The organism is Streptomyces sp. UG1 (assembly GCF_049974585.1).
GTDB lineage: Bacteria > Actinomycetota > Actinomycetes > Streptomycetales > Streptomycetaceae > Streptomyces.
Genome location: NZ_JBNGGG010000060.1, coordinates 1 through 15611, shown reverse-complemented (window position 1 = coordinate 15611; position 15611 = coordinate 1). Strand labels below are relative to the sequence as shown.

General features: G+C 71.1%; 15 protein-coding genes. 6 read left to right on the top strand and 9 right to left on the bottom strand.

Annotated features, from left to right (window positions below):
- Positions 1 to 37: 37 nt before the first annotated feature.
- From ACP4J3_RS45290 to argH, 4 genes are all read right to left on the bottom strand, one after another.
- On the bottom strand, positions 38 to 1564 hold the full coding sequence (locus ACP4J3_RS45290; protein ID WP_426543143.1) for an MFS transporter: 1527 nt from the start codon (positions 1562 to 1564) through the stop codon (positions 38 to 40).
- Entirely contained in the window at positions 1561 to 2130 is a 570-nt protein-coding gene (locus tag ACP4J3_RS45285; protein WP_426543141.1) for a TetR/AcrR family transcriptional regulator, read from the bottom strand. Before ACP4J3_RS45285 ends, ACP4J3_RS45290 begins: the two co-directional genes overlap by 4 nt.
- Positions 2131 to 2225: 95 nt before the next feature.
- Positions 2226 to 3197: an aldo/keto reductase gene (locus tag ACP4J3_RS45280; RefSeq protein WP_426543139.1), complete on the bottom strand. Its 972-nt coding sequence runs from the start codon at positions 3195 to 3197 to the stop codon at positions 2226 to 2228.
- Positions 3198 to 3293: 96 nt separating this feature from the next.
- Positions 3294 to 4727, bottom strand: a complete 1434-nt coding sequence (argH, locus tag ACP4J3_RS45275) for an argininosuccinate lyase (protein WP_426543137.1) — start codon at positions 4725 to 4727, stop codon at positions 3294 to 3296.
- 263 nt (positions 4728 to 4990) lie between these two features.
- Between argH and ACP4J3_RS45270 the strand changes: the two genes are divergently transcribed.
- The 6 genes from ACP4J3_RS45270 (at position 4991) to ACP4J3_RS45245 (ending at position 10446) form a co-directional block, all read left to right on the top strand.
- Complete coding sequence (locus tag ACP4J3_RS45270) at positions 4991 to 5905, top strand: hypothetical protein (protein ID WP_426543135.1); 915 nt, start codon at positions 4991 to 4993, stop codon at positions 5903 to 5905.
- Positions 5906 to 6058: 153 nt separating this feature from the next.
- On the top strand, positions 6059 to 6646 hold the full coding sequence (locus ACP4J3_RS45265) for a pyridoxamine 5'-phosphate oxidase family protein (RefSeq protein ID WP_426543133.1): 588 nt from the start codon (positions 6059 to 6061) through the stop codon (positions 6644 to 6646).
- Between the two features lie 3 nt (positions 6647 to 6649).
- Entirely contained in the window at positions 6650 to 7351 is a 702-nt protein-coding gene (locus ACP4J3_RS45260) for a L,D-transpeptidase family protein (protein ID WP_426543131.1), read from the top strand.
- A gap of 90 nt (positions 7352 to 7441) precedes the next feature.
- Complete coding sequence (locus ACP4J3_RS45255) at positions 7442 to 8824, top strand: ferredoxin reductase family protein (protein ID WP_426543129.1); 1383 nt, start codon at positions 7442 to 7444, stop codon at positions 8822 to 8824.
- Between the two features lie 37 nt (positions 8825 to 8861).
- Positions 8862 to 9650, top strand: coding sequence for an FMN-binding protein (locus ACP4J3_RS45250; RefSeq protein ID WP_426543127.1), 789 nt, complete (start codon positions 8862 to 8864; stop codon positions 9648 to 9650).
- 55 nt (positions 9651 to 9705) lie between these two features.
- Positions 9706 to 10446 carry an FAD:protein FMN transferase gene (locus tag ACP4J3_RS45245; protein ID WP_426543125.1) on the top strand — a complete coding sequence of 247 codons (741 nt, stop codon included), beginning with the start codon at positions 9706 to 9708 and terminating at the stop codon, positions 10444 to 10446.
- A 92-nt stretch (positions 10447 to 10538) separates the two neighbouring features.
- Here the strand turns inward: ACP4J3_RS45245 and ACP4J3_RS45240 are convergent, their stop codons facing one another.
- The 5 genes from ACP4J3_RS45240 to argC are packed head-to-tail and all read right to left on the bottom strand — an operon-like array spanning position 10539 to position 15375.
- Entirely contained in the window at positions 10539 to 11084 is a 546-nt protein-coding gene (locus tag ACP4J3_RS45240; protein ID WP_426543123.1) for an arginine repressor, read from the bottom strand.
- A 19-nt stretch (positions 11085 to 11103) separates the two neighbouring features.
- Positions 11104 to 12291, bottom strand: a complete 1188-nt coding sequence (locus ACP4J3_RS45235) for an acetylornithine transaminase (RefSeq protein WP_426543121.1) — start codon at positions 12289 to 12291, stop codon at positions 11104 to 11106.
- A complete protein-coding gene (gene argB, locus ACP4J3_RS45230) occupies positions 12288 to 13202 on the bottom strand; it encodes an acetylglutamate kinase (protein WP_426543119.1) in 915 nt (304 codons plus the stop codon). The genes ACP4J3_RS45235 and argB overlap by 4 nt, the downstream gene beginning before the upstream one ends.
- On the bottom strand, positions 13199 to 14350 hold the full coding sequence (argJ, locus tag ACP4J3_RS45225; protein ID WP_426543117.1) for a bifunctional glutamate N-acetyltransferase/amino-acid acetyltransferase ArgJ: 1152 nt from the start codon (positions 14348 to 14350) through the stop codon (positions 13199 to 13201). The genes argB and argJ overlap by 4 nt, the downstream gene beginning before the upstream one ends.
- Entirely contained in the window at positions 14347 to 15375 is a 1029-nt protein-coding gene (gene argC, locus ACP4J3_RS45220) for an N-acetyl-gamma-glutamyl-phosphate reductase (RefSeq protein WP_426543115.1), read from the bottom strand. Before argC ends, argJ begins: the two co-directional genes overlap by 4 nt.
- Between the last annotated feature and the right edge of the window lie 236 nt (positions 15376 to 15611).

Sequence of the window (15611 nt, the reverse complement as noted above, 5' to 3'; positions counted from 1 at the left end):
CGCGGCGGAGCCGCAAATCGATACAGCCCCGCGCCCCTTACGGGGCGTTGTCCAGCCGTTGGCCGTGGAGGAGGAACCATGCTGCCAGTGCCGCCGCGAGCAGTACGGCCGCTCCGGCTCCCGACGCGAGTGCAAGCCCGTCCACGAAGGAACTCCGCGCCGCATCCAGCATCACCCCGGACGTCTGCGCCGGCATCCCCGCCGCGGCCTCCACCGCGCCGCCCAGCGACTCGTGGGCCTCGGGCGGAGTTCCCGCCGGGCCCGTGAAGTCGCGGTACACGCCCGTCACGATCGAACCCAGCACCGCGATGCCGAGCGCCGCGCCCAGCTCGTACGCCGTCTCCGACACCGCCGACGCCGCGCCCGCCTGTTCCTTCGGAACCGAGGACAGGATCACGTCCGAGGTCACCGTGAACGAGAAGCCCGCGCCGACGCCGACCACCAGGAGGGCGGCTCCGAGGAGCGGATAGCCCGTGGAGCGGTCGATCACCGTCAGCACGGCCAGGGCGAGGCCGATCGCCGCGAGGCCGCCGGAGACCACGGCCCGTACCGAGAAGCGGCGGGCCGCGCGGCCGGCGATCAGACCGGCCGCCACCGCGCCGATCGCGGCGGGCAGTTCGGCCAGACCCGCCTCCAACGGACCCCGGCCCTGCACGAGTTGCAGGAACTGCGAGAGGAAGAACACCAGGCCGGACAGGCCGAGGATGGTCAGAAGGTCGGCCAGTACCGCGCCGCTGAAGCCACGGCTGCGGAACAGCCGCATGTCGAGCAGCGGGGTCGGCAGCGTGAGCTGGCGGCGGACGAAGCCGTACAGCGCTGCCGCGCCCAGCAGGCCGGCGGCGAGGGTCGGCCAGGTGAAGCCGTGTGCGGCCGCTTCCTTCACGGCGTACACGATGCCGATCATGCCGACCAGCGACAGGGCGACGCTGATCATGTCCCAGGGGCCGGGGTTCGGGTTGCGCGACTCGGGCAGCAGCTTGATGCCGACGACGACCAGGACCGCCATCACCGGCAGGTTGATCAGGAAGACCGAGCCCCACCAGAAGTGCTCCAGCAGGAAGCCGCCGGCGATCGGGCCGACGGCCGTACCGGCGGAGGCGGTGGCGCCCCAGATGCCGACGGCGAGGCTGCGTTCGCGCGGGTCGTGGAAGAGGTTGCGGATCAGGGCGAGGGTCGCCGGCATCAGGGTCGCGCCCGCGACACCGAGCAGGGCCCGGGCGACGATCATCAACTCCGGTGTCGTCGCATAGGCGTTGAGCACGGATATCGCGCCGAACGCCGTGGCGCCGACGAGCAGGATCCGCTTACGGCCGATGCGGTCGCCCAGGCTGCCCATCGACACCAGCAGACCGGCGATCACGAAGGAGTAGACGTCGCCGATCCACAGGAGCTGGGTGCCCGAGGGCTTCAGGTCCTCGCTGATGTAGGGGGTCGCGAGGCCGAGGACGGTCGCGTCCACGGCCACCAGCAGCACGGCGAGCACGAGGACGGACAGCGCGAGCCAGCGGCCGGGGCGCTTGGTCACCGCCTCGGTCGTGGTCGCCGGCTGCAGGGTGCTGGTCATGATTCCTCTCTCTGTGCGGTGGTGTGCTGCCGCAGCGCGCCGCCGAGCAGCAGCTCGACGATCATGTGGGTGAAGTCGTTGCGGGCGACCCGGCCCTCGGCGACCGCCCAGGCGCCGGAGCCGAGCAGGCCGTAGAGCGCCTCGGTGAGCCAGGCCGGGGTGAGGTCGATGCGGAACTCGCCGCTCTGCTGGCCGCGCCGGAACAGCGCGGCGACGCGGTCGTCGATGCGCGCCCAGCCCGCGTTCTGCTCCTCGCCCTCGAAGAGCTGGTTCTCGGTGTAGAGGAAGGCGAGCAGTGCGGCCGAGGGCTCGATCTCGCGGACCAGCCGGTGCACGGCGTCCCGCGCCGCACCCTCGTCCAGGCGGGCCGCGTCCAGTGCGGCCTCGCACTCCGCGATGCCGAGCGACTCCAGCGCCCGCACGAGCGCGTCGCGCCCGGCGAAGTGCCGGTGCAGCGTGGCCCTGCTGATCCCGGCCGCCTTGGCGACCTCGTCCATGGTCGCGGTGGATTTGCGGGTCAGCAGGGCTGCGGCGGTGCGCAGTACGTGGTCACGATCGACGGCCATGAGACGAGAGTAGCGCATGTGAGACATTCATGTCTCAGGCTGGGCGCGCGTGACTCAGAGCTGGTGCGTCTCCGCCGATCTGCGGGGGGTGTACGTCAGTGCCAGGGCAACTGCCCGCGCCGCTCCCAGTACGCGCCCGGCTCCTCCACGAGCGCCGCGAGCCGCTCCACCTGCTCCTCGTCGAGGTCGACGACGGCGGCGTGCAGGTTGGACGCGAGCTGTACGGTCGTCGCCGCGCCGGACAGGACCACACCGGCCCAGGGTTGGCGCAGGATCAGCGCGAGGGCGACGGCGTCGCAGCCCAGGGACGTCTCCTCGGCCACGGCCTTCAGCGCGTCCGGCGCGTGCGGGTCCGCGAGGCGGCCGTTGGCCATGCCCTCCTTGACGATCACCGTGAGCCCGGCGTCATGGGCCTCGGCGAGGGCGGGGGCGGCCGAGGTCTCCAGGACGTTGTACGTCGACTGGACGGTACGGAAGAGGGGCTCGCCGTCGACGGTCACGGCGAGGGCGGCGCGGATGGCGTCGGCCTGGGCGGGGCCGCTGGTGGAGAAGCCGACGGTGAGGCCCTGGGCGGCGGCCTCGGCGAGCCTCGCGTGCAGGTCCTTGTCGGTGAGGGCGGGGCTGTCCGGGGTCACCGAGTGGATCTGGTAGAGGTCGAGCCGGTCGCCGAGCAGGGCGTCGGACTCGGCGCGCTGACGCTCGTACGCCTGGAGGCTGTGGTCCTTGACCTCGTGCTTCTCGGCGTCGGTGGTCCAGTCGGCGGTGTAGGTGTAGCCCCATTTGCTGCCGATGACCACGTCGTCGACGTCGGGGCGAGTGTTCAGCCAGTCGGCCAGGAACTCCTCGGAGCGGCCGTAGGAGCGGGCCGCGTCGAAGTAGCGGACGCCCTGGGCGTAGGCGGCGTCGAGGAGTTCGTGGGTGCGGGTGCGCAGCGTTTCGACGCTGCGGTTCTCTCCGAGGTCTTCGTCTCGGCCGAGGTTGATGTAGCCGGGGCGACCGATCGCGGCGAGGCCGAGGCCGATGTGGCAGGTGGGGGTAGTCGCTGTTGCCAGTCGGGCGAAGGGCATCGCGGGCTCCGTTCGGTCGGTTCCGGTACGGCTTGCGACCAACGTAACCCGTGATGACCTTCGCCTCAGGGGTCGGGGTGAAGGGCGTTGTTGCCCTCAGCCCTGCTTCTTGGCGGCCGCCCACTCGTGCTGGGCCGCCACGTCCGCTTTGACCTCCGCCAACTGCACCGCGACCGCGCTCGGCGCGGTACCACCCCGGCCGTTCCGCGACGCCAGCGCCCCCGGCACGTTCAGGACCGTCCGCACCTCCGGCGTCAAGTGAGCCGAGATCTTCGCGAACTGCTCGTCCGTCAGGTCGTCCAGCTCCTTGCCCTCCGCCTCGGCGACCTTCACGCACTCGCCGGCGACCTCGTGCGCGACGCGGAACGGAACGCCCTGCTTGACCAGCCACTCGGCGATGTCGGTGGCCAGGGAGAAGCCGGCGGGGGCCAGTTCCTCCATGCGCTCGCGGTTGACGGTGAGGGTGGCCATCATGCCGGTGAAGGCGGGCAGCAGGATCTCGAGCTGGTCGCAGGAGTCGAAGACCGGCTCCTTGTCCTCCTGGAGGTCGCGGTTGTAGGCGAGGGGCAGCGCCTTCAGGGTCGCCATCAGGCCCGTCAGATTGCCGATGAGGCGGCCGCTCTTGCCGCGGGCCAGCTCAGCGATGTCCGGGTTCTTCTTCTGCGGCATGATCGACGAGCCCGTGGAGAACGCGTCGTGCAAGGTCACGAAGGAGAACTCCTTCGTGTTCCAGATGATGACCTCCTCGGCGATCCGGGAGAGGTTCACGCCGATCATCGCGGTGATGAAGGCGAACTCGGCGACGAAGTCGCGCGACGCCGTCCCGTCGATCGAGTTGCCCGCCGACCCGTGCTCGAAGCCGAGGTCCTTGGCCACCGCCTCCGGGTCCAGGCCGAGGGAGGAGCCGGCCAGGGCGCCCGAGCCGTACGGGGAGACCGCCGTGCGCTCGTCCCACTGGCGCAGGCGCTCGGCGTCCCGGGACAGGGACTGCACATGCGCCAGGACATGGTGGGCGAAGAGCACCGGCTGGGCGTGCTGGAGGTGGGTGCGGCCGGGCATCGCCACGTCCGGGTGGGCCTCCGCGAGACCGATCAGCGCGTCCTGGAGGTCGGCGATCAGGCCGCCGATGATGCGGGCGTGGTCACGCAGGTACATCCGGAAGAGGGTCGCGACCTGGTCGTTGCGGGAGCGGCCGGCGCGCAGCTTGCCGCCGAGGTCGGGGCCGAGTCGCTCCAGCAGGCCCCGCTCCAGCGCGGTGTGCACGTCCTCGTCGGCGATCGTGCCCACGAAGGAGCCGTCGGCGACGTCCGCTTCGAGCTGGTCGAGCCCGGCGATCATCCGGGTCAGCTCGTCCGTCGTGAGCAGACCCGCCTTGTGCAGCACGCGCGCGTGGGCGCGGGAACCGGCGATGTCGTACGGCGCCAGCCGCCAGTCGAAGTGGACGGAGGCCGACAGCTTGGCCAGGGCCTCGGCGGGACCGTCGGCGAAACGGCCGCCCCAGAGCCGTACGTCACCGCTGTTGCTGCTCACTCGCTGTGCTCCTCGGGAGGGTCCGGGTGTGGCACCGCCTCCCCGTGGCGTGAACGGGGAGGCGGTCGTCAGGCCAGTGCGCGCACTCGCCACATCGACATGCATGATTATGCAGAGCCCTGCATGATTCGTCAATCTGGGCCCGCGGCTGCGGAAATCCGAGCCTCCATTGAACGCGGGAAATCGCTTACCCGTACCTCTCGCCGAACGCAGGCGCCGCGTTTGTAAACGACGACACTCCCGAACCCGAGTGAGGCATCCGCATGTCCAGGGCTCTTCCGAAGTACAACAAGCGTCGCGTCGCGTTCATCGGCGGCGCCGCCGCGGTGGCGCTGTCCGGCACGGTGATCGCCGGCTTCGCACTCGCCGGAGAGACGACGGCGTCTTCGAAGAGCGGCGACACCAGCGCCCGCACACTGGCCGGCCCCGGCACCATCTCGTGCCCGGACGTGACCGGCCAGCTGCCGGCGATCCCGGCGTCCGCACAGGCCGAGGTCGACCGCAACCTCGCCCAGCTCCAGACCCAGATCAACGAGGCCAACCAGCGCCTCGTCGACACCGTCGGCCAAGGCGGACCCAACTTCGTCCAGAACGCCATCCTCGGCCCCCTGGAAGACAAGCGCGTCGCCGCCCTCAACCGCATCGAGACCGCCATCGGCCGCGCCGCAGCCAAGCCCGAAGGGCTGGAGGCCTTCGCCGCGTGCAGCCTCAACGCCGACGGCGGCGCGGAGGCGGACGCAGGCGCAGGCGAGGAAGCCGGGGCCGGCGCGGAGGCGGGCGCCGGCCAAGGAGCCGGTGCCGGTGCGGGCGGCGCCGCGGGCGAGGAGACCGGGAACGACGCGGGCAACGCCGGAAACGGCGCGGGCAACGCGGGGAACGCCGGTGTCGGCACCATCTCGTGCCCGGACGTGACCGGCCAGCTGCCGGCGATCCCGGCGTCCGCACAGGCCGAGGTCGACCGCAACCTCGCCCAGCTCCAGACCCAGATCAACGAGGCCAACCAGCGCCTCGTCGACACCGTCGGCCAAGGCGGACCCAACTTCGTCCAGAACGCCATCCTCGGCCCCCTGGAAGACAAGCGCGTCGCCGCCCTCAACCGCATCGAGACCGCCATCGGCCGCGCCGCAGCCAAGCCCGAAGGGCTGGAGGCCTTCGCCGCCTGCACGCTCACCCAGTGACGTGACAGGCAGCCAGGGCCGCCCTGTTGGCACGCCGGCCGGGGCGGCCCTGGTCACCCGAAAGACACTCATCGGAGGACACTCGCAAGACACTCGGAATCACCCGGGTAATTCCTTAGACAAACGAACGACCCGCGTCCATACTCGGTGGACGTGGGAAAGACTTACGAACGCATAGACGGCAGGCTCCGCACGTTCATCGAAGAGCAGCCGCTCTTCTTCACCGCGACCGCTCCCCTGGCCGCCGACGGCACGGTCAACCTCTCCCCCAAGGGCCTGAGGGGTTCGTTCGCCGTCCTCGACGAACTCACGCTGGCCTACCTCGACTTCGCCGGCTCCAACGCCGAGACCGTCGCGCATCTGCGGGAGAACGGCCGGATCACCCTCATGTGGTGCGCCTTCCAGGGACCGCCCAACATCGTCCGGGTGCACGGCCGCGGGGAGGCCGTCTTCCGGGACGACCCGCGGTTCACGGAACTGCTCGGCCACTTCCCCGACATCGACCCCTCCCAGCACGGCCTGCGCGCGATCATCGTGGTGCGGGCCGAACTCATTCGTGACTCCTGCGGGTACGCGGTGCCCCTGATGACGTACGACGAGGACCGCGACCTGCACGGCAAGCGGTTCGCCCGGGAGGACGACGACTCGCTCAGCGCGTACTTCGCCAAGAAGGAGCACATCGCGACCAGCCTGGATGGCCTACCCGGGCTGCCGTTGCCGCTGCCGCCGTCTAGCGTCTGAGCCATGCGCCCCGGTGTCCTCGCCCTCGCGTCCGCGTCCCTGCTCGTCCTCGGTGCCGCGCCCGGCGGTGCGCCACCGAAGCCGCTGCCCGCGCGGATGGCCGACACCGGGGGCGGCGCCCAGCTCATCACCGCGGTCGCGCCGAAGGCCGGCTCGACGTCGGGGACGGTCACGTGGTGGGACCGGGTCGACGGGCGCTGGGTGAAGACCGGTTCGGCGCGGGCCCGCTTCGGCGCGAAGGGGCTCGCCGAGGGCAGCAGGCGCAAGCAGGGCACGAACACGACGCCGACGGGGCTGTACGGACTGCCGTACGCCTTCGGCATCGAGGCGGCGCCACGCGGGACGAGGTACAAGTACCGCCGTGTCCACAAGGACTCCTGGTGGTGCCAGGACAACGACTCCCGCGCGTACAACCGGTGGAGCGAACCGCGGGCCCGCGACTGCCGGGCCGCCGAGTCCGAGCACCTCGTCTCCTACGGCGCGCTGTACGCGCACGCCCTCGTCATCGGCTTCAACTACGACCGCCCGGTGAAGGGCCGCGGGGCCGGGATCTTCCTCCATGTGAAGGGGCGCGGGGCGACGGCCGGGTGTGTGTCGGTGTCGCGGGACGCGATGCGGCGGATCCTCACATGGGCCGATCCGCGGCACAAACCGCACATCGCGATCGGGACGGCGAACGGGCCGACGGCCATCACCCGGTACTGAGCGCGCACCACTGAACACACGGACCTCCTCACACGTATCTCTGGGCCAAGGGACCACGCCACCCCCCTTGCTCCCGCTCCCGGAGGAACCGTGACCACCACGCTCGCGGGCGGCCGTGCCGCTCGACGCCAGACGATGCGCCGCATCCGCCCGCGCCGCTCCCCGGCCGTTCCGCTGGTCGTCGCCCTATGGGCGGGCGCGGCGGCGGTGCTGTGGCTGTGGTGGGACAACACTCCGTCCCTCGCCGACAACACGGCCAAGATCCTGGCCGCGGGCCGGATCACCGGTCTGCTCGCCGGGTATCTGATGGCGCTCGTGGTGCTCCAGATGGCGCGGGTGCCCGCGCTGGAGCGGCGGGTCGGCTCGGACCGGGTGGCACGCTGGCACGCGATGAGCGGGCGCTACACGGTCTGCCTGGTCATCGCGCATGTCTTCCTCACGATGTGGGCGTACGCGCTCCAGGCCGGCAAGACGCTCGGCGACGTCGTCCAGCAGACCATCGACTCGGTCAACACCCTGCCGGACATGGGCAAGGCGGCCATCGGCACCGGCCTGCTGTTCCTCATCGCGTTCATCTCGATCGGGGGCATCCGCCGCCGGATCCCGTACGACACCTGGTACCACGTGCACCTGCTGACGTACGCGGCCGTGTTCCTGACGTTCTGGCACCAGATCAGCACCGGTAACGAGTTCGCCGTCGAGCCCGCCGCGAAGACCTTCTGGTACGGCCTGTACGGCGCCGTGACCGCGGCCGTCGTCTGGTACCGGATCCTCACCCCGATCCGCCTCAACCTGCGGCACCGGATGTACGTCGAGGCGGTCATCGAGGAGACGCCGGGCATCGTCTCGGTGCTGATCGGCGGGCGCAAGCTGCACCGCATGGGCGCCCAGGCCGGGCACTTCTTCCGGTGGCGGTTCAAGGCGCCGGGCATGCGGTTCAGCTCGCACCCGTACTCTCTGTCGGCGGCGCCCCGCCCCGACATGCTGCGGATCACCGTCAAGGCGATCGGCGACCACACCTCCCGGCTGCGCGACCTCAAGCCCGGCACCAAGGTGTGGGCGGAGGGCCCCTACGGCGCCATGACCGCCCAGCGCCGCAGCCGGGGCAAGGTGCTGCTGGTGGCGGGCGGGGTCGGCATCACGCCGATGCGGGCCCTGTTCGAGACGCTGCCGGGGGCGGCCGGTGACATCACCCTGCTCTACCGGGCCAACAGCACCCAGGACCTGGCGCTGTGGGACGAGCTCGCGGCGATCGCCGACGAGCGCGGGGCCCGGCTGATGTACGCGGTCAACAGCCCGGACGGCGAGCGGCCCGACATCTCGGCGGACCGGCTGCGCCAGAAGCTGCCGGACATCGACAAGCACGACGTGTTCATGTGCGGGCCGGCCGGCTTCGCGCAGTCCGTCTACGAAGCACTGCGCGGCGCGGGTGTGCCTGCCCGCCGCATCCATCACGAGTCGTTCGAGATGTGAGCGACGGGACTTCAAGACTTCGGGAGCTGTAGAAGCCATGAGGAAGAGTCACCCCATCCGGCGGGTCGTGCTGGCGGGTGCCGCCACCGTGTCCGGGATCGTGCTGCTGCTGTCGCTGAAGCCGGCGTCCGACCCGGGCTCCGCGCAGGCGGCGGGCGGCGCGGCACCCCCGGCGGCGGCCTCGCCCCAGGGCGGCGCCCAGGCGGCCGGGTCCGGCACGGTCACCGGTGACGCGGCGCAGACCCAGTACGGGGCCGTGCAGGTACGGCTGACCATGAACAACGGCAAGATCGCCCAGGCGGAGGCCGTCCAGGCGCCCAAGGGCGGCCGCAGCGACCAGATCACCGCCAACGCCGTACCCAAGCTCAACCAAGCCGCCGTGACCGCCGGCAGCGCCGACATCGACGCCGTCTCCGGAGCCACGTACACCAGCGCCGGCTACAAGGAATCCCTCCAGTCGGCGATCGACAAGATGAAGGCGAGCGCCGGCTCCTCGCAGGGTTCCGGTTCGCAGGGTTCGGGCGGCGGCGCCCAGGATTCGGGCGGCGCCCAGGCCACCGTCGTCAACGGCAGCGTCGCGCAGACCCAGTACGGGCCGGTCCAGGTCCGGATCACCGTCAGCGGCGGGAAGATCACCAAGGCCGAGACCATCCAGGCCCCCAAGGGCGGCCGCAGCGACCAGATCACCGCCGACGCCGTACCCAAGCTCAACCAAGCCGCCGTGACCGCCGGCAGCGCCGACATCGACGCTGTCTCCGGAGCCACGTACACCAGCGCCGGCTACAAGGAATCCCTCCAGGCCGCGCTGGACCAGGCCGGTGGCTGACACGGTGGCGGAACCGACACAAGCTCCCGCCGCGGTACGTCATGCGGAGGAGGTCATGGGGACGGTCTTCTCCTTTGACGTCCGCGGCGGGGATCCCGGTGCCGTGCGCTCGGCACTGGAAGAGGCGGTCGCCGGGCTGCACCGGGTCGACGAGGTGTTCAGCACATACCGCGACGACAGCCAGATCTCCCGGCTGGTCCGCGGCGAGCTGACCGTCGACGACTGTGCCCCGGAGGTCGCCGAGGTCCTCGACCTGGGCGCGGAGGCGGAGCGGCGCAGCGAGGGCTGGTTCAGTACGACGTACGAGGGCCGCCTCGACCCGACCGGCATCGTCAAGGGCTGGTCGGTCGAACGCGCGGCCCGCCGCCTGGCGGACGTCCCCGGTGTGACGGGCGTGAGCGTGAACGGCGGCGGCGACGTGCAGCTCCTCGGCGTGCCGGGCCCGCAGCGCCCCTGGCGGGTCGGCATCTCCGACCCGCAGCGCCCCGGCGGTCTTGCGGCGGTCATCTCCGCCGCCGGCCTGGCCGAACTGGCGGTGGCCACCTCCGGCACGGCAGAACGCGGCACCCACATCGTCGACCCCCGCACGGGCCGCTCCGCGGTGACGGACCTGGTGGCCGTGACGGTGGTGGCCCCCGAACTGACCTGGGCGGACTGCTGGGCGACAGCGGCCTTCGCGATGGGTTCACGACAGGGGTTGCGGTGGCTGGAGTCACTGCCCGGGGTGGAGGCCCTGCTGATCACGGCGGGCGACGAGGTGCGGTGCACGGGGGGACTGGCGGCGCGGCTCGGGTGAGCAGGGGGCAGGGCAATGCCCCAAGGGGCGCGGGGAACTGCGCGACCAGCCACGAACCACCCGCAGTCGGCAAACAACCCCCACCACCCCACTCAGTGGCCGTTCTGAGCCAACCTCAACAAATGATCGGCCAAAGCCTGACCCCCCGTAGGATTCCGGCTGATCAGCAGCAACGTGTCGTCACCGGCGATCGTCCCCAAGATGTCGTGCAGTTCGGCCTGGTCAATGGCCGAGGCCAGAAACTGCGCCGCCCCCGGAGGGGTACGCAGGACCACGAGATTCGCCGAAGCCTCCGCCGAGATGAGCAGCTCCTGCGACAGCCGCCGCATCCGCTCCTCCTTCGCCGACTCCCCCAGCGGCGCCCGCGGCGTACGGAACCCGCCCTCGCTCGGCACCGCGTAGATGAGGTCACCGTCGTTGTTGCGGATCTTCACCGCGTTCAGCTCGTCCAGATCCCGGGAGAGCGTCGCCTGCGTGACGCTCAGCCCGTCGTCGGCGAGCAGCTTCGCGAGCTGGCTCTGCGACCGCACCGGCTGCCGGTTGAGGATGTCCACGATCCGGCGGTGGCGCGCGGTCCGGGTCTGCGGCACGGCAGCCCCGGCGGCCCCGTTGTGCTCGTGGTCCTGCGCCTGACTCATCGTCGTCTCATTCCCCGGATCATCCGTCCCCGTCGGCCACGTCAAGGATGCCGGGAAGCCCGTGAAGAAGCGCCTCCACTTCGTCGTCACCGAGGTTCAGCGGCGGCATGAGCCGTACGACATCGGGGGCGGGCGCGTTCACCAGGAAACCGGCGTCCTGAGCCGCCTGCTGCACCTTGGCGGCGAGCGGCTCGGTGAGCACGATACCCAGGAGCAGCCCCGCACCCCGGACATGGTCGATCAGCGGGTGCCCAAGGGCCTCGATCCCGTCGCGCAGCTTCTCGCTCTGCCGCTTGACGTTCTCCAGCAGCCCCTCGTCCGCGACGGTGTCCAGCACCGCCAGCCCCGCGGCACACGCGACCGGGTTCCCACCGAAGGTGGTCCCGTGGTGGCCGGGCTGCAGCAGCTCCGCCGCCCGCCCGAAGGCGACCGTCGCACCCAGCGGCAGCCCGCCGCCGAGCTGCTTGGCGAGGGTGACGACGTCCGGCAGCACGCCCTCGTGGGCCTGGTACTCGAACCAGTGCCCGGTACGGCCGATGCCGGTCTGCACCTCGTCGAGGACGAGCAGCGCCCCCGTCGAGGCCGTGATCGCCCGCGCCGCCTTCAGATAGCCGGCGGGCGGCACCACGACGCCGAGCTCGCCCTGGATCGGCTCGATGATCACCAGAGCCGTCTCCTCCGTGACCGCGGCGGCCAGCGCCTGCGCGTCGCCGAACGGCACGTGGGTGACGTCCCCGGGCAGCGGCAGGAACGGCTCCCGCTTGCCGGGCTGGCCGGTCATCGCGAGGGCGCCCATCGTGCGGCCGTGGAAGGCGCCCTCGGTGGCCACCACATGCGTCCGCCCGGTCAGCCGGCCGATCTTGAACGCGGCCTCGTTGGCCTCGGCGCCGGAGTTGCAGAAGAAGACCTTGCCGTCCCGGCCGAAGAGCTGGAGCAGCCGTTCGGCGAGGGCGACGGTCGGCTCGGCCATGAAGAAGTTGGAGATGTGGCCGAGGGAACCGATCTGCCGCGTCACGGCCTCGACGATCGCCGGGTGGGCGTGGCCGAGCGCGTTGGTCGCGATGCCGCCGACCCAGTCGAAGTACTGCCTGTCCTCGGCGTCCCAGACCTTCAGGCCCGCACCGCGTACGAGAGGGAGCCGCGGGGTGCCGTAGTTGTTCATCAGCGAGCCCTGCCACCGCTGGGCGTACTCCTGGTTCGCGGTCATGGCGCGTCCCCCTCCGGCGCGTCCGGCACGACCATCGTGCCGATCCCTTCATCCGTGAAGATCTCCAGCAGGATCGAGTGCTGGACCCGGCCGTCGATGACCCGGGCCGTGGTCACGCCGCCCCGCACGGCGTGCAGACAGCCCTCCATCTTCGGCACCATGCCGGAGCTCAACTCCGGCAGCAGCTTCTCCAGTTGGGAAGCCGTGAGGCGGCTGATCACCTCGTCGGAGTGGGGCCAGTCCTCGTAGAGGCCCTCGACGTCCGTGAGGACCATGAGGGTTTCGGCACCCAGCGCGGCAGCGAGTGCCGCAGCCGCCGTATCAGCATTGACGTTGTAGACATGTCCGTCGTCCTGGCTCCGGGCGATCGACGAGACGACCGGGATCCGGCCGTCGGCGAGCAGGGCCTCGATCGCGCCCGTGTCGATGTCGGTGATCTCGCCCACCCGACCGATGTCGACCAGCTCGCCGTCGATCTCGGGCTGGTGCTTGGTGGCGGTGATGGTGTGCGCGTCCTCGCCGGTGAGGCCGACGGCGAGCGGCCCGTGCTCGTTGAGCAGGTTGACCAGCTCCCGCTGCACCTGCCCGGCCAGCACCATCCGTACGACGTCCATGGCGTCCTCGGTCGTGACCCTCAGGCCCGCCTTGAACTCGCTGACGATGCCGTGCTTGTCGAGGGCGGCGCTGATCTGCGGGCCGCCGCCGTGCACGACGACCGGCTTGAGCCCGGCGTGGTGCAGGAAGACGACGTCCTGGGCGAAGGCGGCCTTCAGCTCCTCGTCGACCATGGCGTTGCCGCCGAACTTGATGACGACGGTCTTGCCGTTGTGCCGGACCAGCCAGGGCAGCGCCTCGATGAGGATCTGGGCCTTGGGGAGCGCGGTGTGCTTCCGCGCGGGTGTGTTGCTCATGAGGAGTACGCGCTGTTCTCGTGGACGTAGTCGGCGGTCAGGTCGTTGGTCCAGATGGTGGCGGTCTCGGCGCCGGCCGCGAGGTCGGCGACGATGTGCACCTCGCGGTAGCGCATGTCGACCTTCTCGCGGTCCTCGCCGACGCCGCCGTTCTTGCAGACCCAGACGCCGTTGATGGCCACGTTGAGCTGGTCCGGCTCGAAGGCGGCGGACGTGGTGCCGATGGCGGACAGGACGCGGCCCCAGTTGGGGTCCTCGCCATGGATGGCGCACTTGAGGAGGTTGTTGCGGGCGATGGAGCGGCCCACCTCTACGGCGTCGTCCTCGCTCGCGGCGTTGATCACCTCGACCTTGATGTCCTTGCTGGCGCCCTCGGCGTCCCGGATGAGCTGCTGACCGAGGTCGTCGCAGACGCTCCGTACGGCCTCGGCGAACTCCGCGTACTCCGGGGTGACCCCGGAGGAGCCGGAGGCGAGCAGCAGCACGGTGTCGTTGGTGGACATGCAGCCGTCGGAGTCGACGCGGTCGAAGGTCGTGCGCGTCGCCGCCCGGAGCGCGCTGTCCAGTACGTCGTCGTCGAGGGCCGCGTCGGTGGTGAGGACGACCAGCATGGTGGCCAGGCCCGGCGCGAGCATGCCCGCGCCCTTGGCCATGCCGCCGACGGTCCAGCCGTCCTTCGTCACGACGGACGTCTTGTGGACGGTGTCGGTGGTCTTGATGGCGATGGCGGCCTTCTCGCCGCCGTGCTCGGAGAGCTGGGCCGCGGCGGTCTCGACGCCCGGGAGCAGCTTGTCCATGGGGAGCAGGACGCCGATGAGCCCGGTGGAGCAGACGGCGACCTCGATGGCGCCCCGGTCGAGCACCTCGGCCACCTTCTCGGCGGTGGCGTGGGTGTCCTGGAAGCCCTTCGGTCCCGTACAGGCGTTGGCGCCACCGGAGTTGAGGACGACCGTGGAGACCTGGCCGCTCTTGAGGACCTGCTCGGACCACAGGACCGGTGCGGCCTTGACACGGTTGGAGGTGAAGACGCCCGCGGCGGCGCGGCGGGGCCCGTCGTTGACCACGAGGGCCAGGTCCGGGTTGCCGTTCTCCTTGATCCCGGCGGCGATACCCGCCGCCCGGAACCCCTTGGCTGCCGTGACGCTCACGGTGCGACTCCGATCGTGGAAAGCCCGGTGTTCTCGTGGAACCCGAGGGCGATGTTCATGCTCTGGACGGCGCCGCCGGCCGTTCCCTTGGTGAGGTTGTCGATGGCGCTGATCGCGATGATGCGGTGCGCGGCGGCGTCGAACGCGACCTGCACCTGAACGGCGTTCGAACCGTAGACGGACGCCGTGGCCGGCCACTGCCCCTCGGGGAGGAGGCGGACGAAGGGCTCGTCGGCGAAGGCCTTCTCGTAGGCGGCCCGGACGGACTCGGCGGTGACGCCGGGCTTCGCCTTGGCGGTGCAGGTGGCGAGGATGCCGCGGGGCATCGGGGCGAGGGTCGGTGTGAAGGAGACGCTCACGGTCTCCCCCGCGGCCGCGCTGAGGTTCTGGATCATCTCGGGGGTGTGCCGGTGGCCGCCGCCGACGCCGTACGGCGTCATGGAGCCCATGACCTCGCTGCCCAGCAGATGCGGCTTGGGCGCCTTGCCCGCGCCGGACGTGCCGGAGGCGGCGACGATCACGGCCTCGGGCTCGGCGAGGGCGGCGGTGTAGGCCGGGAAGAGGGCCAGCGAGACGGCGGTCGGGTAGCAACCGGGCACCGCGATGCGCTTGGACCCCTCCAGCGCGGCGCGGGCACCCGGAAGTTCGGGGAGGCCGTACGGCCAGGTGCCGGCGTGCGGGGAGCCGTAGAACCGCTCCCAGTCGCCGGCGTCCTTCAGCCGGAAGTCGGCGCCCATGTCGACGACCAGCACATCCGGGCCGAGCTGCTCGGCGACGGCGGCGGACTGCCCGTGCGGCAGGGCGAGGAAGACGACGTCGTGCCCCGCCAGCACCTCGGCCGTGGTCTCCTGAAGCACCCGGTCGGCGAGCGGCAGCAGGTGCGGCTGGAGCGCACCGAGCCGCTGCCCGGCGTTCGAGTTGCCGGTCAGGGCGCCTGTCTCGATCTCGGGGTGCGCCAGGAGCAGACGCAGCAGTTCCCCGCCCGCGTATCCGCTCGCTCCGGCCACTGCCGCACGTACCGCCATGGAATCCTCCTCTAGACGGCATGACTATACGTTCAGACGCAGGTTTATGCAATTGGCTGTGATCACCCACGGAGGACCGGCCGATCACAGACAGGTGCCGGTCACAGCACGCGGCGGTGGGGGGGGGGGGGGGCGCCCCCCCCCCCCCCCCGCACCCCCCCCCGGAAACATCCCAGGGTGGTCCACACGAACCGCACCGAGGACGCCGGGCCGGGGGGTGGGTCGATAGCCGCCCC